Annotated in this window: 22 protein-coding genes; 10 read left to right on the top strand and 12 right to left on the bottom strand. The window is 41.8% G+C overall.

The features are described from left to right. Positions 1-188: 188 nt before the first annotated feature. The 5 genes from L7A31_RS05525 to L7A31_RS05545 form a co-directional block, all read right to left on the bottom strand. Complete coding sequence (locus tag L7A31_RS05525) at positions 189-1,727, bottom strand: NAD(P)H-hydrate dehydratase (RefSeq protein ID WP_237360496.1); 1,539 nt, start codon at positions 1,725-1,727, stop codon at positions 189-191. Positions 1,728-1,825: 98 nt separating this feature from the next. Beyond that, a complete protein-coding gene (locus L7A31_RS05530; RefSeq protein ID WP_237360497.1) occupies positions 1,826-2,263 on the bottom strand; it encodes a PAS domain-containing protein in 438 nt (145 codons plus the stop codon). Continuing rightward, positions 2,263-3,267, bottom strand: a complete 1,005-nt coding sequence (locus tag L7A31_RS05535) for a response regulator (RefSeq protein ID WP_237360498.1) — start codon at positions 3,265-3,267, stop codon at positions 2,263-2,265. Before L7A31_RS05535 ends, L7A31_RS05530 begins: the two co-directional genes overlap by 1 nt. Positions 3,268-3,369: 102 nt before the next feature. Further along, positions 3,370-3,609: a hypothetical protein gene (locus L7A31_RS05540; RefSeq protein ID WP_237360499.1), complete on the bottom strand. Its 240-nt coding sequence runs from the start codon at positions 3,607-3,609 to the stop codon at positions 3,370-3,372. A gap of 115 nt (positions 3,610-3,724) precedes the next feature. Next, positions 3,725-4,192 (bottom strand): TetR family transcriptional regulator, encoded by a 468-nt coding sequence (locus tag L7A31_RS05545; RefSeq protein WP_237360500.1) that lies wholly within the window; start codon positions 4,190-4,192, stop codon positions 3,725-3,727. 453 nt (positions 4,193-4,645) lie between these two features. Between L7A31_RS05545 and L7A31_RS05550 the strand changes: the two genes are divergently transcribed. Continuing rightward, a complete protein-coding gene (locus L7A31_RS05550; protein ID WP_237360501.1) occupies positions 4,646-4,942 on the top strand; it encodes a DUF406 family protein in 297 nt (98 codons plus the stop codon). Positions 4,943-5,112: 170 nt separating this feature from the next. Continuing rightward, positions 5,113-5,712: a hypothetical protein gene (locus L7A31_RS05555; protein WP_237360502.1), complete on the top strand. Its 600-nt coding sequence runs from the start codon at positions 5,113-5,115 to the stop codon at positions 5,710-5,712. A gap of 61 nt (positions 5,713-5,773) precedes the next feature. Here L7A31_RS05555 and L7A31_RS05560 read toward each other — a convergent pair whose 3' ends face one another. Continuing rightward, entirely contained in the window at positions 5,774-6,877 is a 1,104-nt protein-coding gene (locus L7A31_RS05560) for a 1-acyl-sn-glycerol-3-phosphate acyltransferase (RefSeq protein ID WP_237360503.1), read from the bottom strand. Between the two features lie 232 nt (positions 6,878-7,109). On the opposite strand from L7A31_RS05560, the gene L7A31_RS05565 reads away from it, so the two are divergent. Beyond that, positions 7,110-7,718, top strand: coding sequence for an AraC family transcriptional regulator (locus L7A31_RS05565; protein ID WP_237360504.1), 609 nt, complete (start codon positions 7,110-7,112; stop codon positions 7,716-7,718). Positions 7,719-7,873: 155 nt separating this feature from the next. Then, a complete protein-coding gene (locus L7A31_RS05570) occupies positions 7,874-8,170 on the top strand; it encodes a hypothetical protein (protein ID WP_237360505.1) in 297 nt (98 codons plus the stop codon). A gap of 21 nt (positions 8,171-8,191) precedes the next feature. Here L7A31_RS05570 and L7A31_RS05575 read toward each other — a convergent pair whose 3' ends face one another. Then, a complete protein-coding gene (locus L7A31_RS05575; protein WP_435532883.1) occupies positions 8,192-9,553 on the bottom strand; it encodes an alpha-amylase family glycosyl hydrolase in 1,362 nt (453 codons plus the stop codon). 310 nt (positions 9,554-9,863) lie between these two features. Here L7A31_RS05575 and L7A31_RS05580 point away from each other — a divergent pair, with 310 nt between their 5' ends. After that, positions 9,864-10,505: a DsbA family oxidoreductase gene (locus L7A31_RS05580; protein ID WP_237360507.1), complete on the top strand. Its 642-nt coding sequence runs from the start codon at positions 9,864-9,866 to the stop codon at positions 10,503-10,505. 13 nt (positions 10,506-10,518) lie between these two features. On the opposite strand, the gene L7A31_RS05585 is transcribed toward L7A31_RS05580, so the two are convergent. Next, positions 10,519-11,436: a DUF808 domain-containing protein gene (locus L7A31_RS05585; protein ID WP_237360508.1), complete on the bottom strand. Its 918-nt coding sequence runs from the start codon at positions 11,434-11,436 to the stop codon at positions 10,519-10,521. Positions 11,437-11,680: 244 nt separating this feature from the next. Continuing rightward, positions 11,681-12,484 (bottom strand): AraC family transcriptional regulator, encoded by an 804-nt coding sequence (locus tag L7A31_RS05590; RefSeq protein ID WP_237360509.1) that lies wholly within the window; start codon positions 12,482-12,484, stop codon positions 11,681-11,683. 262 nt (positions 12,485-12,746) lie between these two features. On the opposite strand from L7A31_RS05590, the gene L7A31_RS05595 reads away from it, so the two are divergent. Further along, positions 12,747-13,508 carry a DeoR/GlpR family transcriptional regulator gene (locus L7A31_RS05595; RefSeq protein ID WP_237360510.1) on the top strand — a complete coding sequence of 254 codons (762 nt, stop codon included), beginning with the start codon at positions 12,747-12,749 and terminating at the stop codon, positions 13,506-13,508. Positions 13,509-13,870: 362 nt separating this feature from the next. Here the strand turns inward: L7A31_RS05595 and L7A31_RS05600 are convergent, their stop codons facing one another. Further along, positions 13,871-15,688, bottom strand: a complete 1,818-nt coding sequence (locus L7A31_RS05600; protein WP_237360511.1) for a hybrid-cluster NAD(P)-dependent oxidoreductase — start codon at positions 15,686-15,688, stop codon at positions 13,871-13,873. Between the two features lie 249 nt (positions 15,689-15,937). Here L7A31_RS05600 and pyrC point away from each other — a divergent pair, with 249 nt between their 5' ends. Beyond that, positions 15,938-16,966: a dihydroorotase gene (pyrC, locus tag L7A31_RS05605; protein WP_237360512.1), complete on the top strand. Its 1,029-nt coding sequence runs from the start codon at positions 15,938-15,940 to the stop codon at positions 16,964-16,966. Positions 16,967-17,149: 183 nt separating this feature from the next. Further along, the gene (locus tag L7A31_RS05610; RefSeq protein WP_237360513.1) at positions 17,150-18,373 is read left to right on the top strand and encodes a GGDEF domain-containing protein; all 1,224 of its coding nucleotides are present in this window, start codon (positions 17,150-17,152) and stop codon (positions 18,371-18,373) included. Between the two features lie 59 nt (positions 18,374-18,432). Here the strand turns inward: L7A31_RS05610 and L7A31_RS05615 are convergent, their stop codons facing one another. Next, entirely contained in the window at positions 18,433-18,732 is a 300-nt protein-coding gene (locus tag L7A31_RS05615) for a hypothetical protein (protein WP_237360514.1), read from the bottom strand. 358 nt (positions 18,733-19,090) lie between these two features. After that, positions 19,091-19,291 (bottom strand): restriction endonuclease subunit S, encoded by a 201-nt coding sequence (locus L7A31_RS05620; RefSeq protein WP_237360515.1) that lies wholly within the window; start codon positions 19,289-19,291, stop codon positions 19,091-19,093. Positions 19,292-19,696: 405 nt separating this feature from the next. Here L7A31_RS05620 and L7A31_RS05625 point away from each other — a divergent pair, with 405 nt between their 5' ends. Both L7A31_RS05625 and L7A31_RS05630 read left to right on the top strand, forming a co-directional pair. Next, positions 19,697-20,653 carry an AAA family ATPase gene (locus L7A31_RS05625; RefSeq protein ID WP_237360516.1) on the top strand — a complete coding sequence of 319 codons (957 nt, stop codon included), beginning with the start codon at positions 19,697-19,699 and terminating at the stop codon, positions 20,651-20,653. 10 nt (positions 20,654-20,663) lie between these two features. Further along, positions 20,664-21,584 (top strand): DUF58 domain-containing protein, encoded by a 921-nt coding sequence (locus tag L7A31_RS05630; protein ID WP_237360517.1) that lies wholly within the window; start codon positions 20,664-20,666, stop codon positions 21,582-21,584. Positions 21,585-21,588: the final 4 nt, after the last annotated feature.

Below are 21,588 nucleotides of genomic sequence, written 5' to 3' on the forward strand. Positions count from 1 at the left end.
GACGCAATTATCGAATTTCGGACACAAAAAAACCGGAGCGTTGGCAGACGCTCCGGTTTTCAACATTATAGGCCGTGATTTATTACATGCAAGGCTCAATTTCGTCATTTTTATATGTTTCTCTGTAGAAGACAGACATCTGACAACCCTTTTCTGAATTCTTTCACTCAACTTTATGTTCATTGAAATCATTTAAATGAATGATTAAGCAATTGTCGTATAACAGGAATTAAGTCACCTGCAAGCATGCCACGTTGGCCATTTTCCTTCGCCACAATGTCAGCAGCTTTGCTATGACAATAGACTGCAAGTTTTGTCGCATCAATCAAACTCATTCTTTGAGCAACCAAACCAGCAATAACTCCGGATAGAACATCCCCCATCCCGCCAGATGCCATACCAGCGTTTCCTTTTGGGCATACATAAGTGCTTTGACTGTCTCCGTCATACACCAACGTGCCTGGCCCTTTAAGTACTATTACGCCACCGTACTTATTGTATAAATCGACAACGGCTTGATACCGATTGGCTTCTACCTCAGCAACAGATTTTCCTAACAAACGAGCCGCTTCTCCAGAATGTGGCGTCAGTACTCGCAAATGATCTTTGTTCGGGTGATTGGCCAGTAAGTTAAGTGCATCAGCATCGAAAATTTTGGGCTTCTCAACTTCCAATACATCTAGATATGCTTCCATTGACCAATCGTTAGTCCCAAGGCCGGGGCCTATTAGTAATACACTCGACCAATCGATGCGTTGATTCAAGAAGGTTGTATCTCCGCACCATTTACGAGTCATCACTTCTGGGCAATATGTTTGCAGTGGCAGCACACTATCGGGGTGAGCTAAAGTCGAAACTAAACCGGCTCCTACACGTGCGGCGGCTGTAGAGGCCAGTAGTATTGCACCGGCCATACCTTCATTGCCACCAATACACACTAGTTTTCCATTACTGCCTTTGTGTGCTGTAGGAGAGCGCATTGGCAGCGGATGAAATAGTTCATTCTCGTTCATCAAGCGAGTGGAGGTTGGAGTTTCATCAGCAAACAATGCTTCTACTTTTAATCCAGCAAAGTGCAAATCACCGACATACGCTCTGGCTTGGCCTGTCACTAGCCCCTTCTTACACCCAATGAACGTGACTGTTTGAGTCGCTTTAATACAGTTGCCCAGAACACTACCAGTATTGGCACATAGACCAGAAGGCACATCGACGGAAAATACAGGCAACTTTGCTTGGTTAATAAGATCTATAACTTGAGACACATGCGGGCGTACACTTCCGCTAAGCCCTGTGCCAAGCAATGCATCAACGATCAATTCGTTATCCGAGATGGGAGATGAAGAGACAGACGAGCTTCGATTGCTCACAGTTAGCAGTTGCTCTGTACATTGAATCGCACCGCCAGCATTTATCCAAGCTTGCATCGCTGTTTTCGCGTCACCCGTGAGTTTGTCACGATCTCCGCAATGATAAAGGCGAACTTTTACGCCTTGCTCTTTGGCAAGCCTCGCGATTACGTAACCGTCTCCGCCGTTGTTCCCACCACCACAAAGTACCGTCATTGAGCGAAGTGAATTGTGGCTTTCTAACATTCTGTTAAATACAGCAGCGCCAGCTCGCTCCATCAGTTTATACATGGATATTTTTGCCAGCTTAGCTGCGGCCACTTCACCCTGCTTAACTTGCTCTGCACTATATAAATAGAGAGAAAAATCGACGCTCATAGTAAGTTCTTAACTGGTTGAAATTTAGGACATAATATACCCAGAATACCTTAGAAAACATGAACTAGCTGGCGAGAAGCTTCACCAGCTAGATGAGGTTACGCGGAATTAGATACCAAAGCTTCAGCTGTAGCGTCTTGGATAGATAAGAACATCGACTTAATTTGCCCAGTTGGCGTTCGCATTGGGTTTAATGTGATGTTTTGATACATAAAGGCCGATTGTTGAGTGACTGGGCGGACATTTCGGCACTTAAAAAGATACGGTCTCTGTTGCCAAGTGATAAAACTACGGCAACCTAAATCATATACTGGCTTGGTTTTTAACTTAAACCACTCTTGAGGTATTTCAGGAAACAATTCAAAAATCGATTTATCAATTGCATCATGGGACTGTACACCACTATGGTGAGTCATAAACCCATTCCAAACTTGTACCTCATGGTCTCGATTGAGCACTATCAGTCCCATGTCGACACTTTGTACCATATCGACCATCCAGTGGAACTGTTCGAACTCAGCAGGAAGATCTAGCATTAAAAGTCCTCCATCAAATACTCTAGCTTGTGATTAAGAAGAGGTAGCGATTCATCGACAAACATAAATAATAAGTCGCATCGAATCGATGTCTTATCTATGCTGTAGCTCACCTCAAATGTCATCGTTTTCTTAAATGACCCTGTAGTGGAATTAATAACAGAATCAATGGAAATATGTTGGCCAAGTAATACTGGCGAACTTTGAAAAAAGCGTACTTCAGCTTGCTCTCCCAACCCATTCAAAAAAGAACCCACGAGAATATTCGAAACATCCATCAGCAGCTCTAGCTCTTCGAGCTCTTCACTGTCTGCGGGTACTTTCATTAAGCGTTTTAAGTCGGTAACACTTGAATCACTGAGTAAAACAAGCGCTTCACCAGCAATACCTTCCCCACTAAAACCTTGGCAGACGCCTGACACTTGATCATTTTCCGCTAGGTCTCTAAGCGCCATATGAAGCTCGCTCACCTCAAAAATATTAACGTTTGGTAAAGGAAGATGCACAAATACGTCGAAGTGTCGTGCAAGAGCGTCAGCAGCACGCCCAATAGCAACGTTTGCCACTTCTTTATATATATCGAGACGCCTTAGCGCAGGTAAATTTAATGGAGTCGAGACAACAGGTTGTGGGATGTTTGCTGGCTCTACGAGCTCTTTTAGTACATCTTTAAGAATTTTCTTATCGATGGGTTTTTGAATGAATGCCTTGGCACCCAAGTTCATGACACGCTCTTTGGCTTTAGGCTGGATATCACCCGATACCACCACGACCGGAGTGTGCTCACCGCGCGCCTGCATCTCTTCTAAAGTGCCAAACCCGTCAAGCTCAGGCATGGTCAAATCGAGAAACATCAGCTTAAAATCATTTTGTTCTAACTGCTCTAAAGCATCTACTCCATGCACCGCAAAGGTAATGTCAGCACTCAAGGAATCGGGAAGTGAGCGGGCCATCTGTTTTCTGGCAAGTGCAGAATCATCACAGATGAGAACCGGGTAAGTCATGCATCCACCTATTATTATTTATCATTCCATTAATTAGAGTGTAACAGATAGGCCAGAACACGCTCTTTGAATAGCAAAAATAATTTTAAAACTGCAATACAATCACATAGATGGCCAGACAGAAAGTACCACTATTCGTATTAGCGCTGCGCTGATAACAAGAAAGATTCCTGAGCGGTACCATTTGAACTCTGTGACGGACATGGGCACGCGTTTGAAGAATACAGTGGCGATGCCTTTCCAATCTTGGCTTCGTTTTCCGTATTGAAATAAGCTCATCAATATAAAAGCAATCCCTAAGATCAATAGGCTTTTTTCAACCAAATATAACCCTAACTCCATGTAAACAATCCATATCATTTCCAAAAAATCTATAGAACCAACATAACGTAAAATACAAAAAAACCCATTTAGCGTTATGCCAAATGGGCTGATAATCTCGATTATAGTTCTAAAACTAAGAGCCTTGGCTCATTTTAACCAGTGATTTTCCTAGCAATAAATCCAATTCTTGTTCACTAAGATCGCCGAATTGAGTATTTACAGATTTATAAAGCCTATCTACTCCTTTCTCTGCGAATTCATGCACAGGGCCGGATGAAACAATATGGTGGAACAACAGCTTTAATAACGCCACAAATTCGTTGTTATTAAGTGCCGACATCCAACTTGAAACGAAATCTTGCAATGAATGTTCAAAATCCAAATGTTGAACAAACATTTTAAATATACGTCCATCTAAAGCTGACGTGAAATCAGTTTTCTTAGGAAAATGGTGGCTAATACCTGTCCGTGAAACACCTGTTTGCTGACTGAGTGTCGTGTAGGACATATTGTCGTAGCCCAATCTGATAAGTTGGTCCACAACCGCATCCGTGATCTTCCGAATTGTAATTTCGGTATCTTCTTTACTACGTTTTGGCATGGTACTGGCTCTTCTTTACTTTCTTCATCTATTTTAAAGATGATGTTGATTTAGTAAGACCTATTCTAAAAACGTTCAGATTAATTACTTGACGTCTAGAGTAAGCATTACGGTTTTCGTACAATGTACACCTAGTAACGACATATAATCAGGGGGTAAATCTCTGCTTTCATTTTTAAAACTTATTAAATTACACAAGTCAATAAATTCCACCCACTCACTTGGTTGATTCTGACAGACATATTTCAACCTCATGACAAGTGTTTTTGGTCGGTTTCCATGAAGAAAAAATTAAAAATAACAAAACTGCCAAACTAGCATGTATAGCAGATATATTTTCTCATGAATTAAAACAAGCTTTTGTTTTATAGAAAATTAGTACCCGCACATAGTTTGTGGATTCAATCGACGTATCACGGTAAAATAAGCTCAGTTTATATAGAGGTAGTTCTAATGACGAATAACAAAACCGACAACAACGTGTGTGAAGCTTGTGGCTGTGCAGGCGAAATTGGCTTCGTAATCAAAGAAGGCGATGATGTATCAGAAGTACAGATCCGAGCGGAAAGTAAACAGCAACTTGAAGCAGAACTTAATAAATATGTCACACTATCGAAACAAGTATGTGCTAATTCGAACCATGAAGTGACCCACGCAGAAGACGATGAGCTGAGTTTAACTGCTCGATTCCAGTTCGAAGTAAGCGCAGAAAAAATTATTTTCGAGATGAAAGCACGCTCTCTTCGCTAGAGTATGTTAATGCCCAAGTGCTGGCATCTACACTTGGGCATAGCCTCATTCGCTATTCAATTCTTTTTCTTTTCTACCCTAAGTTAAATTACACACTTAGCGCTTAGCAACTTCTTGTTGCTTAGGTATATAATTTATTCACCACTTCGCTTTTCGCTATGTAAAGGATTATGTATAAGCGTTTCATTCTAGTCATTACCCTACTGCTCTCGTTGCCCGTCGCAAGCGAAGGCATAGACAAGTATCAGTTGCTCAATTACTTAGACAATTATGGAAACATAGACTTAAGAGACAAACCCTTTGACTCACTACCAACAGGACTTAAGGTAAAAGGAAACCTTAATATATCTGAAACGCCCATCACACGCCTACCTGCTGACATTGATATTCAAGGTAGCCTTAACGCGTCGAACAGCAAGCTGCGCTCTGTGCCTGCTGGAGTAAAAATTAAGGGCTATGCCAATCTTTTAGGAACTCAAGTGAAAAGCTGGTCGAGAGGCGTTCGAGTGGGTGGCTTCATCAACTTTACCGATACACCATTAGAGAAACTGCCAGCACGCATGCAAGTCAAAGGAGACTTAAGTGTCATACGCACTCCTCTAAAAGAGTTGCCGAATGGCCTAGTAGTAGATGGAAACCTTTATATTGGAGGCTCAGCCATCACGACATTTCCTGAGACAATGACAGTGAAAGGCAATATTTTCCTTGGTGGAAATCAAATAACCAAGTGGCCAACGAAGCTCAATCTTGGAGGTGCCGTAGCACGCTAATTTTTGCACTAAAAAAGGGCGTAATATACGCCCTTTGATATCTAATATTCTGACTAAATGTTTATGCTTGATTGCGAACAGGGTTAGCGTAACTATCTAGTAGGTACTGCTTAGCCCCTTCAGGTAACTCTTTTAACTTTTCTTCAAGCTTAGCTTTCACACCATCTTTTACTTCTTGCTCTTTTTCAGCGGCTAAGTAGTTAATTGGGAAAAGCTTATATTTATCATGAATCTGGCGATCCAACTCTTCAGCAAGTGCTTCTGGAGTTTCAAAATCTTGTTCAATCACATCACCAAAGGCAACGTGTACACGGCCTTTATAGCCGACGATCCCTTGAACAATGCTTTCGATATCTTCAAATTCACTCTTTTCATAGCTACCGCTACTTGCTTTTTCATAGAGCTCTAGCGCTTTCGCCATATCACAAGGATCGTTCTCATAAGAAATTGCAACAGGTACAATTTTCAGCTGCTTTATGTACTCAGGAAAAGCCATTTTTTGGCGGCGGCCTTCGACATGAAACATTTTCATAATCGCCGGATCCGTAAAGTCATTGCCATCTTTAGCACGGCCTTCACGCTGTGCAATCCAAATAGAGTTGCCAGTATCCAGGGAGTGTTTTATGTAAGATGATAGCGTGCCCAAAGCTTTCATCATTTCTCTAGGCCCTTTAGAAGAGCGTTTTACGATAAAGCTTTTGTTTAGCTTCATTAGCTCAGTCGCACAAGGCTTCTTGAGCAAGTTGTCACCAATAGCAATTCTTACCGTTTTCATACCAGAGATATGTAAACCGTAGTTCACTAATGCAGGATCCATAGCAATATCACGGTGGTTAGAAACAAAAAGATAAGCGCTATCCTTATCTAGTTTTTCTAAGCCGCTATATGTCACGCCATCTGTGGTTGAGTCTAACGTTGCTTCCAAATATTTCTTAACTTCTAATTGAATAGCTTCAACAGAATTAAGCTTCGCCCATTTGATTTTTAAGTAAATTTTTACAAACGGTGTCATCAATGTCGTAAACCATTTTGCATGATTGGAGAATCGATGTTGCAAAATAGCGTTGATAAACTCTTCGTCATTGATCAAACGGTCAATGGCTGCTGGGATTTCGTCATCATTGTATGGACGAATTTCAATATATGGATCTGTGTTAGAAGTCATTTTTCACTACATAAAATAAAAAGCTGGCCTATTCTACGCGTAGATACGTCAGTTCGCAGCAATATTGCTGTAACATTATAACTAATCAGACCAGTTATTGTGTTTTTTTAAGTGAGCCTGTTGGAATTTGTTATGCCACAAGCTATCCTTAGCGCCTTAAGGTCGACTGACCATTAAGATTCCTTTAGTTCAAACTTTGCGCTGATATCCATGCGCTATTCATGAGAGTCCTATGCACTACGCTATCCAGCACCAAACCCTATCTTTTGACTATCTAGAGACAACCGCTCGTAAAAAAGTGCTCAAGCACTCATTGATACGCGTAGAAAGTGGATTGGTCTTAGTGCGTTTAGGTAAAAAAGAGTATGCGGTGGAGTCTGGCGAGTATATATGGATTCCCTTCGACTGTTTGTGCGCACTCTCTTTCTTCCCTCAAACTGCCATACAGCGTATTGATTTATCCTGCCGCCTGAAAGAAAACTTTCCTCAAAACGCGGGGTATGTTGGCGAAACAGAACTCATTAATGCAATTTTCAATCGCCTACAGCAAAAAGCACTGGCAGAAGAGCTAAAACAGCACCTACTGCAAGCTGCTAAATGTGAGCTGATTAACTTCAACCCAAAGTTGGAAATGAACTCACTGTCCGAGCAGGTAAGTAATTGGCGACCAAACGCAAGCAGCTCTCTTAGCAAATCGTCCCAGCTTGTACTGCAAATTCGCGAAGCCAACAAACGCCGTCTATCCGGTACAAACCAGCAATCCATTATCGATGATCTATTTAATGGCAATGAAGAGGATTATCGTACGCTAAATCAATTGATCTTAGGTGCAAATAAATAACCCAAAAGACAACCATAGCAAACGAGTAGTCAGCCAACGCAAAATATGAAGTGTCCCTCACAAAACGTGCTATTCATACCCTGTATATTTCTAGCCTAAGAAAGCATAACTTGTTGACATAAATAACAAATATAACGCACGGCTACGGATTGGCTATGTATTACAAAATCAAATCAATTCACGATATTCGAACCGATGAAATCGACGACATCGTACATCCAAGATATATAGATCGCTATTGCTTCAAATACGGCATAAAACCAACATTTGAGCTACTACGAGGCCAAGATGTGCTGGTTATACGCTCTGTTTCTCTCCAAGATCGCGCGGTTTTTTCTAATGGTGATGCCAGCAATAGCCTTCCACTATTACTAAGACAAACACTAAGAACTCACTCTAGACGCATCTCCTCCAGCTATGTTCCTAGTGTTATAGTAGAGACTATCGAATAAGTTACTCTTTACTTGGGTAACTTACCCTTCAGCCATTAACAGCAAACAACTGCCTTTAGCTGGAATCAATATCGTCATTCCGCCATCGGTTCCAACAGGGTAACGTTCTCCAGACAATAACTCTAGCGCACCCTGTTTGCTATCTATTTTCGCTTCATGGCTGGAACTAGACTTATTGATTGCTACGACTCCCTTTTCTCCCCGAGCAAAAATTAAAATATCGTCTGTCGCACAAAGAATCTTCATTGGGCATCCATGAACAGCGTTATGGAAGAGTACTCTCGCTAGCATTCGGTGATCGTTCCATACACTTTGCCACCTTGGGTTTCCATCTGAGCTCTTAATACCACTCGGATTTAAATCGGTGTAGATCAGTGGCACTCCACCATCGCGTCCGAGAACATAACTGTATGCCAACCATTCGAGTTCTTCGGACATGAGCAAGCCTTGAAAGACTTCGTTATTTGGAATGTCGTGGGTAATGGTAAAAGTCACCGCTCTTGATTCGGATAAAGCTTGGCCAAAGCAATAGGGATCGACGAGAGATTTTAACGAGCCCTCTTTTTGCAATGCGTTGTAGATCGTTTGAAACAGAGGGAAGTCATACGCACCCAAACGAGTTTTCTCCAAATACGGCTGGAGAAACAATTGGTACTCCTCTTTCGTTGCACCACCATCGGTAATTATTTCTCCGAAAATGTGAGTATCTTTAGTGATGTCTTCCCGCCATATATCTTGTAGCTGCTCTAAAGATATGTGCTTCGCGGCATCAATCCTAAACCCCTTTATGCCAAGTTTTTTTAACGCCTTGATGTATTCCCGTTGCTGCTCAGATACGTATGAGCTATGGCGTAATGTCGGCAGCCCGGGATCTCTCGGACCTCCAGTTAGTCTGCCATGCTGTACTTGCCACTTGTCTTTCCAATCTTTGATTCCAAATGCTTTTACAAAATCCTTTTCTGAAAACAGGGCTTGCTTTAAATTGCCAAACAAGCGAATAGACTGATAATAGTCTGAGTGAACACTGTATTCTTCAAGCTCAGAGCAACTCGGATAGACAAGATCGGTATACGTATCCGATGGGTTTGCCATGTGATTGAGGACCATATCTGCGTATGTGTATACCCCATGAGACAATAGAGCCTCTATCATTTCTTTTAGCTCAAGAGTATTACCAAGCTGGTTGTCAATCACTCGATAATCTGTCGGTTGATAACGCTGCCACCAAGGAGTCCCCTCTGGCTTTTTCTTTGATTTTATTGGCGGTGAAATCAACACAGATTTATATCCAGCTTGCGCGATTTCTTTAGCTTTTTTTGTCACTTCTGAATATGGCCAATCGAAAACATGCAGAATGACATCCGTGCTATAAATACTATTCAGTTTGTTAAGCTGCATCGACACATCCCTAAAATCCTATAACCGATAGCCGAAGGTTAGATTGATATAACGTTATATAAACCCGATATATTTCCCTTCCCCCTTTTTCATGTTTTTCAGGGGTTAGTCGTAGGGAGTAGAAGCTACTATCATTACACCTATTAAATAGTCTCTTAGACTTACTTCAGTCGAGATTTAGTCACTAACACAACTATGCAAACTATAAATACAGGGTTCAAACTCTAGTTCGGCTGTTTAATCATAGTCGAGTATACTTAGTTGGGATTCCGATAGAAATAAGCGCCTTTTAACTATGCAAAAGCTACGAGTTGATATTGTTTCAGATCTTGTTTGTCCTTGGTGTGTGATTGGCTACAAGCGGTTAGTTGAAGCACTTGAAATCCTGTCTATAGATTATGAGATCCTATGGCACCCATTTGAGCTTAACCCGACAATGACCGAAGAAGGCCAGAACTTGCGAGAGCATATGGCGAGCAAATATGGAACGACAACAGAAGAAAGCATTGCTGCAAGAGAAAACATCACTAAGCTTGGTAAAGAAGTAGGCTTTGAGTTTAACTTTTTTGACGATATGCATATCTACAATACAAGAAAAGCGCATCAACTACTGATGTGGTCACTCACACAGAAGAAGCAAACTGATATGCAAATGGCCATTTTTAGAGCATATTTCACTGATGGAAAAAATATCAGTGATGATCAAGTTCTGCTAGATGTGGTTTCAAGTCTGGAACTGGATGTAAACCAAGCCCAAAAAGTACTGCTTGAGAAGTCTTGGGCAAACACAGTTTCATCAACAGAAAAACAATGGTTAGATGCTAGCATTGCCGCAGTTCCAACCATAGTTATCAATAAAAAACATCTGATTTCTGGAGCCAAGAGTATGGAAGAGATCATCGCGACGATTAAAGATGTCGCGATTCAAGTTCACTAGAATCTGCCTGAGATTACCAAAGTTTCATTTTCAGTTTCGTCGCACCAGCTTTAACTCCAGCGACAGCTAAACCAGTCACGGCCCCAATGAGCCCGCTAAGTAGTATCGGTGAAAGTTTGTTCATCAATGTTTTTCTAATTGGTTCTATAGCGACTGGATCAATCATATTGTGAAGAGCGGGAAAACTATGAACCACGATTCCGCCACCGACTAGGAACATAGCCAAAGTACCAATGACGGTTAATGCTTTCATAAGCTTAGGAGCAAAAACAATCAGGCTTTGCCCAATTGCCGAAAGCCAGCTTTGTTCGTCAAATTTGCGCTTAAGATAGAAGCCAAGATCATCAAGTTTTACAATCCCTGCAACCAAACCGTATACGCCCACAGTCATTAATACTGCAACGATACTAACGACGGCTAACTGAACTAATAACTCTTGCTGCGCAACTGTACCTAGCGCTATCACGATTATTTCTGCAGACAATATAAAGTCGGTGCGAATTGCGCCAGTGACTTTCTTCTTTTCATATTCCTCAAGCGAGCAGGTTATTTCCTCTATTCTTTCTTTTGCATCAGAGGGAGCATGGCTACTAGATGGATATAAAGACTCCAACACTTTCTCAATACCTTCAAAGCAAAGATATAGACCACCAATCAGAAGTAAAGGTTTGATGAGCCATGGAGCAAACGCACTAATTAAAAGCGCAGTTGGTACTAATATAAGCTTGTTCTTAAATGAACCTTTTGCGACGGCAAGTACAACAGGTATTTCTCTCTCAGCAGCGACACCAGATACTTGCTGCGCATTGAGAGCTAAGTCATCTCCCAACACAGCCGAGGTTTTCTTTGCTGCTAATTTAGACATGAGCGCTACATCGTCTAAAACAGTTGTAATATCATCTAAAAGTGTGAGTAGGCTTACACTAGCCATTCTTTTCTCTCAATATTGAATTCCCGCAGTGAATGTATCATTGCTATATAGAAAAACAATATTATTTGAGATAATTCTTATTTTTTTTAAAAGGTGTTGACATTCCTATTCGTACTGATGCATTCAATCCTTAAAGGCACGTAATCTCTATTTTAAGAAGCGGTCAGTCATATATCTTCACACGAAATGGAAAGATATTCTCACTAAAAATACTTATTTAAAAATAGACAAATAAAATCACCCCTTATTGGAGAAATTTATTCTTATATTGTTCAGGTGTTTGCCCAGAATATTTTTTAAACATAAAGATAAATGGACTAGCTTGATGGTATCCAAGTGTCAACGCTACCTCTTTTACTGACTGACCTTTTCTCAATAGCTCCATTGAATATAGATACCTCAACCGCAGTCGCCATTCTGTAAAACTCATACCAAGCTCTGACTTGCAATGCCTAGCAAGTGTGCGCTCTGTGGTGTGCACCCTATCAGCCCATTCACTCAGGCTTGTTTGATCAACTGGATTGTCTTCAACAGCAGAAAGTATTGGGGCTAAATATTTATTGACGCTAGTCGGCAAGAAATGCTGTTCTGCTTGTTGGGACTCTAATTGATCAAGCAACACTTTAACAAGCCGCTTATCTTTGTCCACCTTAGCAAAACTCACATTGCGCTGCCGAAAGTCCTCGATAATTGCAGACACGATAGGAGTCACTTTGAGTAAGCTAGTTTGGCTGGGAAAATGTTCTGTAAGAGCAGGCTCAATGTTAAGTGAACAATATTCAATAGGCTTTCGATTGTAGCTACGATGTGTCACATTCGCAGGAATCCAAATCGCTAAATGCGGTGGAGCAAGAAAGCGAACCGAGTCAGCTTCAATCTCCAAAATACCACCGCTAATCAGCTGTATCTGTCCCCAGCTATGGCTATGAACACGTGTTTCCGTATTGGGCAAGAAGGCGTCAAAGTTCATGAAGATATCGGACGGCGCCGAATCAATTGAAAATGAGGGGTGGAGTATCCGATCTGAACTCGTATCTTGTTTCTTCATGATCTACATATCTATCTTCAAGATTATTTTTGCACAACCTATGGCCTCTGCCATATTCTACACCCTAAATACACTTTCTAAAGCGTTTTAGAGCGTGTTGACCTTATTGGCTCAGCCCCGCACCTTAAACTTACTTGAGTATACAATTTGCTCAAACTCGCTAAGCTTCGTCATTGAAGTAGCACAATTGGTGCGTAGAATACCTATAAATCAGGGCTTGTATGCCTGCACAACATTGAATAGTTACAAAAAGGGTAAGAATTTGAAAGCGATAAAGCGCCATCAAGAAATTATTGAATTGGTTCAAACTCAAGGATTTGTAAGCACAGATGATCTCGTCGAACGCTTTAATGTTAGCCCTCAGACAATTCGTAGAGATCTCAATGAACTAGCGGATGCCAACAAGCTAAGACGTAACCATGGCGGCGCTACAATCAGCACAAGTTCTGAAAACTCTGCCTACCATACTAGACAAGTCTCCCAGCAGAGAGAAAAAGAGCGCATCGCAAACGCCTTAGCAGAGCACATTCCAGATGGTGCAACCCTCTTTATCGATATTGGTACTACTCCCGAGGCCGTCGCTCACGCCCTGATGGAAAAGCATCAGAACTTACGTATTGTGACCAACAATATCAATGTCGCCACTATTTTAATGGCTAAACCTGAATTTAAAGTGATTCTTGCTGGTGGTGAAGTTAGAAGCAAAGATGGCGGCGTTACCGGAGAGGCGACCTTGGATTTTGTTTCTCAATTTAGATTAGATTTCGGTATCTTAGGCATCAGTGGTATCGACTTTGATGGCTCGCTACTCGACTTTGATTATCATGAGGTTCGAGTAAAAAGAGCAATTATTGAAAATAGCCGCTGTGTCTACCTTGGTGTCGACCATAGTAAGTTTGGCCGTAATGCCATGGTAAAACTCGGAACTTTAGCAGACGTTGATCTAGTCCTAACAGATGAGACTCCGCCTAAAAATATCGCCGCGTATGCAAAAGAACATGATGTTAATATACAAGTTGTATAACAAAACCCATGTAAAATTCGCGCTTTATTCCCCCTAAATATTGGTTGCATGCAAATGAATCAAAATGTAAAAATGTTGCATTTTCTTTCTTTGCATTTGTGACATTGATTCCGCATTTTCCATTAAACATCATAATATTATAGCTTTCTGTCAGTTACGACTAATGTATAATTGACGTAGTTAAAAACTAGTTTACTATGAGCACACTGATAAGAATTTATAACATAGCGGCTAGCTTCAACGATTACTAACCGTCAGTTGGTAAAATACCAAAATCGCTCAGAACAAAATCATAATTTTTTGGTAGGAAAAGCCCTCATATTTGAGGGCTTTTTTCCCGCTTCTAGTTATTGATGTGTGCCCTAGTCTACCGCTTCAATATCCGTTTCTGGGATACAACAACAAGCCAATGCCACTCCCATTTGGCGTTCTTCATCTTGAATTGCAGGCACATCCGGTTGATGGACCTTACCAGACTCAATGGTTACTTTACACGCTCCACACAAACCAGCTCGACAGCTATTTGCTATCGAAAGGCCTGCTTTTTCTGCCTGATCCAACAAAGTGCTCTGGTTGTCTCCTTCAAAAAGATAACCATTCAAACTTAACTGCAGTTTTTTCGGCTCTGTCGCTGTAACCTGAGTGGCACCAAACGCCTCTTGATGGTAAGAGTCTTCAGGTAGGCCACGTTTGAACATAAGATTTTTCGCTTTTTGCATAAACCCGTCAGGACCACACACGAACACTTGACGATTCTCTAGCGAACTTACTTGCTTCAAGTGGGACAAAGCTAATCGCCCTTTCAGACCCTGCCATGAAGTATTGGAGTCAGTGAGTGATATCAGGATTTGTAAACCTGAATGTTTAGCATTGAGCTCTTCCAACTCAGGTCTACATGGAATATCTTCCTCAGTGCGGCATTGGTGATAAAAAATCACATCATTGAGCTGATTGTGATCGGCCAAATAACGCAGCATCGAAAGCATAGGTGTCACTCCACTTCCCGCAGACAACAAGAGGATCGGTTGATCGTGTTTGTCACCTAGATGAAATTGACCATTTGGCTTGTCTGCTTTTATCGTATCTCCGACTTTAAAGTTGTCGATAAGCCAATTTGACACTTCGCCGCCATCGATACGTTTAACCGAAATTGCCAATCGCCCAGGCCTCGATGGACTTGAAGAGAGGGTGTAGTAGCGGGAAATGGTGTTGCCGTTAATTGTCAGCTCTATAGGTAAATGTTGACCTGGTCGATAACTGGTTGCATGAGAGTGCTGAGGCTCAAGCCAGAAGGTCACAAAGTTGCGAGCAATTTCTTCCACTTCAACACAAGTCATCAATTGCTGCTGAGGTGAATTATCTTGATAAACTTCTTTTTCTTTGAACTCCAAGACTTCGACTTGATCGCCAGCTCGAATCATCCCCTCATTCAGTGCAACAAGGTTTTGACCAAAGTAGACATTACCTTCTGGTAGCGCTCTAAACTGCGATAGCGTTTTCAGAGGCTCTTTATTTTCACGAAGCTTGCCAGTTTCAACATCAACGGTAGTTAAGATACACCTCTCGCAAGGCTTAACCGACTCAAATTCGACTTCACCAATGCGTATTCTTTTCCAACTATCTTCAGCAAATGGTTCCGTATTATCGATAACCAAATTAGTGCGAAACTGATCCATGCTATGTTGTTCACTGCTTCGTCTATTCAACTCATCTAAAGACGCTTGGCTAATTACCAACATTGGATAGCCATCAGCAAAGCTAACATTGTGACCAAGCTTCTCGCGGACTCGATTGGACTGCTCACCTGTATGAAGCAGCTCGACACGTTGGCCAATGATATCGCTAAACCAATCATTCGCCTCATCCGTTGTGGTATAGGCTAGAAAGCTGTCACTCCATACCTTTGCTGGCGTTTGTTGCTGCTTAAAGTCGTCGTAAGATAATCGCAGTGAAGTTTTACCTTGTGCTGTAAAAATAATACCGCTGGGCACAAGACACGATTGCACACGCACTAAAGAAGGGTATTTTCTAGCTGTAACCATACTTCCATCAGCGAGCGCCAACATAAAGCGTCGATCAAAACTGAGCCCTTGCTTTTCAACCCACGAGCTTGTTAAAGCAATACCCGCAGTAGATTTGACTGGATATATATTGATTTGGGATAGAGATGCTGAAGACATGAAAAATTTTCTTAATAATTATCATTTGTTGTTCAATCATATACTCAACTAAGCCGAAAGTGCACTATTCCAGCTAAATATACGCTGAATCCCGATGTTCATCGCTACACCAAATGACAGCCAACACAACAAAAGCTAAAAACTGGATGAAAGTTACTGCCAATTACACTATCATCCTGTCGCCTAAGCTGGTAATAATTTCCAGATTAGGCTCCAATCAAACAGAATAACTTCGGTGGGAGCTTTTAAATGACAACGATAACCATAACTCGTCCAGATGACTGGCATGTTCACCTTCGTGATGGCGATGTATTGGCAGATACTGTTCGAGATATCAGTCGATATAATGGTCGCGCACTCATCATGCCAAATACGGTCCCACCTATTACTAATACTGAGCTAGCTCTTGCTTATCGTGACAGAATCATGGCGCAAAACCCTAAAGAGCAATTTGAGCCCGTCATGGCGCTTTACCTCACCGACAACACTACACCAGAAGAAATTCGCAAAGCCAAAGCAACAGGTAAAATCGCAGCCGCTAAGTTATACCCAGCTGGCGCTACAACTAACTCAGACTCTGGTGTCACTGATGCAAAAAATGTTTACGCAGCGCTAGAAGCAATGCAAGAAGTTGGCATGCTGCTACTTATACATGGCGAAGTCACCACTGACGACATTGATATTTTCGACCGTGAGAAAGCATTTTTAGACAATGTACTCAAGCCTATCGTCAATGACTTCCCGAACTTAAAAATCGTACTCGAGCATATCACCACTGCCGACGCTGTAGAGTTTGTCAACAACGCTTCTGACAACGTAGCAGCAACAATTACCGCTCACCACCTACTTTACAACCGTAACCACATGTTGGTTGGTGGCATCAAACCTCACTTTTACTGCTTACCGATTCTCAAGCGAAACACTCACCAACAAGCATTGATTGAAGCCGCGACCAGCGGCAGTAAAAAGTTCTTCCTAGGCACGGACTCTGCGCCACACTCCAAGTGTAAGAAAGAGAATGCTTGTGGCTGTGCGGGTTCATACACTGCACATGCAGCGCTTGAACTTTATGCCGAAGTCTTTGAACAAGAAGGCAAGCTAGAAAATTTAGAAGGGTTTGCTAGCCACAATGGTCCTGACTTCTATGGTTTGCCAAGAAACTCTGACACAGTGACATTAAGCAAAGAAAGCTGGAAGGTACCAGAAACAATGCCGTTTGGCGGGCAAGTTGTTGTTCCTATTCGCGGCGGTGAAGACATCAACTGGTTGGTTAAGTAATTCACAATATGTGTAAACTTAGCCCGTAACGACGCTGTCAGTTACGGGCTAAGTTTTGTTTTTCTTATCTCTAAATCACACAGGCCCAGCCAGCAAGACAACTGTTAGCCCTAGCAAATGTGTGGGATAGGCTTTTTTATCCTAAACTGACTTTATGCAAGGAAAGCAAAGGTCAGATTAGGTATGGACACCTACCTGGACATAAGAACACTATCAGTAGTAACTGTACTTCTTTGTTTCAGTTACTTTATTGGATTGCTGCTGTTACAACGTATCCAAGAGCCAATTAGTGGGCTCAATTTATTGGCAGCCGCTCTATTATTGTTAGGGATTGGTATTTTAATTCTGGGGACAAGCAACACTTCGTCGCCATTAAACGGAATGCTGGCTAACTCACTGATAGGCTTGTCTTATACTTTTCTAGTTCATGGTATAAGCCGATTCCGTAAGACACCCTTTGACTACTCAAAACTCTCCTATATTGCTCTCCCAATAGTTATACTGTTTATTGCGTATTTCTCTTACATGTCGCCATCAGAAAATGCGCGTATCATCTCAATGAGTATCTATATCCTGTTCTGTACTGGGCTAGCGATTTTTGCCAACACACTAGGTAACGCAGAAGATTTAAAGCCCGCACGTTTTATTTTAACGGTTGGATTATCCATAGAAGGCTGCTTTATCCTATTCGAAATACTTTGGCGTGCAATTACCACTGGAACCGGAGCTGTAGAAAGTGCATTGATCATTCACCAGATAGCCCTAATATCGATTATCCTAATGATAATATTACTTGGATTCTCAATAACATGGATGATTACCGGCAGGTTGGTGGCTTCCATGTACGACTCATCAATCCGTGACGGGTTAACTGGACTATATAACAGGAGAGCACTGGAAGAACTTGCACCAAAAGAGATGGCACGAGCACAGAGGCACAATGATCACCTTTCTATTCTGCTCATAGATATCGACGCATTCAAAAAGATCAATGACACGTACGGGCACCAAGTCGGTGACTCTGTACTAAGAAAAGCGGCAAAACTTATCCAACATGCAACGCGAAAAGAAGATATTTCATTTCGCTATGGTGGTGAGGAATTCTTGGTCATTCTGCCAGCGACTTCTCTTGATCAAGCTGCATTAGCAGCTGCGAAACTAAGGCGGTTAATCGCTTCTGCTAATCTACTACCTAGTAACGTAGATCAATGCACAGCAAGTTTTGGGGCAGCTCAGTTTAATCTAAATGACGGTTGGGAAAAACTTGTCGATCGAGCAGATAAAGCGCTCTATATGGCCAAGGATAGCGGCAGGAATACGGTATTTGTTAGCGAGTCTGCAAACTGCTATCAATTCGAAGATAGACTAAAAGGTCAAGAAAGTGCCGAAGGACACACTGTCAATTAGTCTAGATTCTATTACTGCAGTAAAAAAGACGAAATCGCGCTGCAAAAAGCGCGAGAAAGTTAAAGCCCCATGCGACTTAGCGCGTCTGAAACCAAAGCCCTAAATTTTGAAAAACTAGGATAGGTATCCAACCGAACACCATTTGGTACTGAGTAGCTAAAGGACATAGCATTATCAAGCAGCTTAAATGAAATACCTTTCTTTGATACAAACGCTTGTTCTGTAAGCGTATCTAGCGTATCCAGCTGAAAAAGATCATCCCTGGTTAATACGAGATCGTAATTCTTATAGTCGAAGTCTAATCGAATAAGCACATTACTGTTATCTATGAGTTCAAAATTCGAGTTGTCTAAATTCATAAGTACTCCTCCATCTTATAAAGCCAAACACTCCAACAACCTAACGAAGACGATTAAAACAAACCTTTGTCAACGAGCAGTCGGCTATATATGAGATGCAAAGTCCCGGCCAAGTTTTATACAGAACTGAAAATACTGTATTAATATACAGAAAAATGATATTCGATCCATGTTTTTTATAGTTCTTAAGGGCTTAAAGTGGGACAGTTTGCCTCTGACAAACTAGTATTGACTAGGATTTGTACGTTTTGATGAATATTTAATTAAGATATTTAGCCAATTACATATTCGGGATTGAGAGAGGTTATTCATTGAAGGAAAGGAAGGCTGCGATTGCCTTCCCTAAAAGGAGCAGAAATTAATGTACTGGCTTATCTGTGTCCGCGTAAAATTGGCCAAAATACTTTTCAAGAATCTCGGGTGTCAACTCGCCTTTTTCTTCCAATTCTTTTAATTTCGCAACCACTTGCTTCTGCTCTTCCATCGTTGGAAGTTTAACTTCTGGTTGGCTCTCAACTTGCTGGCTCATTGCTTCAAGTTCTTTCTCGAAATCGCTCATACTATTTACCTTTAATCATTACTACCGAGTATTTTATACGAAGACCCAACACCTTTTCCAGTTTCACCTGAAATCGCGCAAGTGAGCATGCCAGTATAGACTTGTCAAACTCGCCTTACAGCCCAAACCACTCAACAATACCGTGAGAAAAAATCACACAATAATTCCAACAGACTTACCGAGATCACATATTTAAAGCAACAAAAAGACAAGTTAATTTGAAATTTCCAGCTAGAGAATTAATATTCTGTAAATTGTGCTTATTTACACTTATAAGGGTTTAATAAGTAGTGGTTTAAAATATTTATATTATGAATATTAACTCCACATATCGTCCCAATATCTATGGAACTTACTGCTTTTTCTGGGCTCTAAGTACCGAACTTGCTAATAGATAGGTTATTTATGCAGTCACAAACAATTCAGCAATTACAACAATACTTAGATAGCCAAATCATCGGGCAACCTAACTTGGTGAAGCAGCTATTAGTCGCCTTACTCGCTGACGGACATATTTTGGTTGAAGGCCCACCAGGCCTTGCAAAAACCAGAGCGGTTAAATGTTTGGCCGATTGTATAGAAGGGGACTTTCACCGCGTTCAATTTACACCAGATCTGCTTCCTGCTGACTTAACAGGCACCGATATATTTCGCCCAGAAACCGGTGATTTCAAATTCCAAGCGGGGCCAATTTTTAACTCTCTTATCCTTGCTGATGAAATAAACCGTGCACCAGCTAAAGTTCAAGCCGCGATGCTGGAAGCTATGGCGGAAAAGCAAATCACCGCTGGTAGAAAGACCTACTCGCTGCCCGAGCTATTCCTAGTCATGGCGACTCAGAACCCTATCGAACAGGAAGGAACCTACCCACTTCCAGAAGCTCAGCTTGACCGCTTCTTACTCCACCTCGATGTTGACTATCCAGACGCTGAAAGTGAGTTGGAAATTTTGCGGCTTAATCGTGGTGAAGCAAAAGGCGATGATAAGTCTCCACCTCCGCTAATCTCTCAAAAGGATATTTTTCAAGCTAGACAACAAGTGCTCGATATTCATATGGCGGATAGCATTGAGCGCTACATAGTACGTCTTGTGATGGCGACTCGCCAACCAACACAGTACAACGATAAATTAGCCCAATGGCTAGAGATGGGCGTCAGCCCACGAGCAACCATCGCGCTCGATCGCTGTTCTAGAGCTCATGCATGGTTGTCTGGACGAGATTTTGTCTCCCCAGAAGATGTTCAGACGATGGCATTTCCTGTGTTAAGGCACCGCCTACTTCTGAGCTATCAGGCTCAAGCGGAAGGCATCAGCCCAAATCAAATCATCAATCATATACTTTCGCTTGTTGGTAGCGCATAGGTGATTTGACATGTCTATGAAGCAACCGCCATCCAGTAATGGGGTGACATTGTCACTAGAAGAGTTAATTTTCTTCAAACAGCACACTGTTCACTGGCTACCACCAGCAAAAAGTTTATGGTCTCAGCTTCACGGCCAACATCACAGCAGTCGGCTGGGTAGAGGTATGGACTTCGCTGAAGTAAGGCAATATCAGCCGGGAGATGATATTCGAAGCATCGACTGGCGAGTGACCGCCCGTACTGGGAAAACGCACACGAAAGTGTTCTGTGAGGAAAAAGAAAAGCCCGTCATACTGTATCTGGATTTCAGTTCATCAATGCAATTTGGCTCAACCCTAATGCTAAAGTCAGTGCTGATGGCACATATGGCAAGCCTAATTAGTTGGATTTCAGTTGCTCAAAAAGATCGTATTGGCGCAGTGATTGATGATGGCCAAACTTTGGTAGAAGTGAAACCAACCAGCAGAAGTAAAGGCCCATTGCAGATCATACAGAAAATGATCGACGGCCACCAAAGTAGTCTTGCGAGGTTAGGTAATACTACGAGTCAAACCAGCATGTCTGATGGGCTTAAAACTCTCACGAGGCTGTGTCCTAAGGGAAGTGAGATTGTCCTTCTGAGTGACTTCACTCGCTTAGATGAATCCAACACGACATTTATTAACCAGCTCAACCGTCACAATAGAATTAAGGTAATTCAAATCATTGATCCTTTAGAACGTGGTAAAACGACATATCGTGGAGTCGAGTTAGTTTCTAACCGCATCAAAAACCAGTGGATCGATTTTTCTTCCAAGAAAACTCGTCAACAAATTGAGCACGCTTTCACTGATCATCAGCAATCGCTCAAAAGCCTCTGCCATTCTCAAGCTATTCATTACTCGTCACTGTCCAGTGATTCACCATTACTACAACAATTATCAGGATAGTCAC

It is taken from the genome of Vibrio marisflavi CECT 7928 (genome assembly GCF_921294215.1).
Classification (GTDB): Bacteria; Pseudomonadota; Gammaproteobacteria; order Enterobacterales; family Vibrionaceae; genus Vibrio; species Vibrio marisflavi.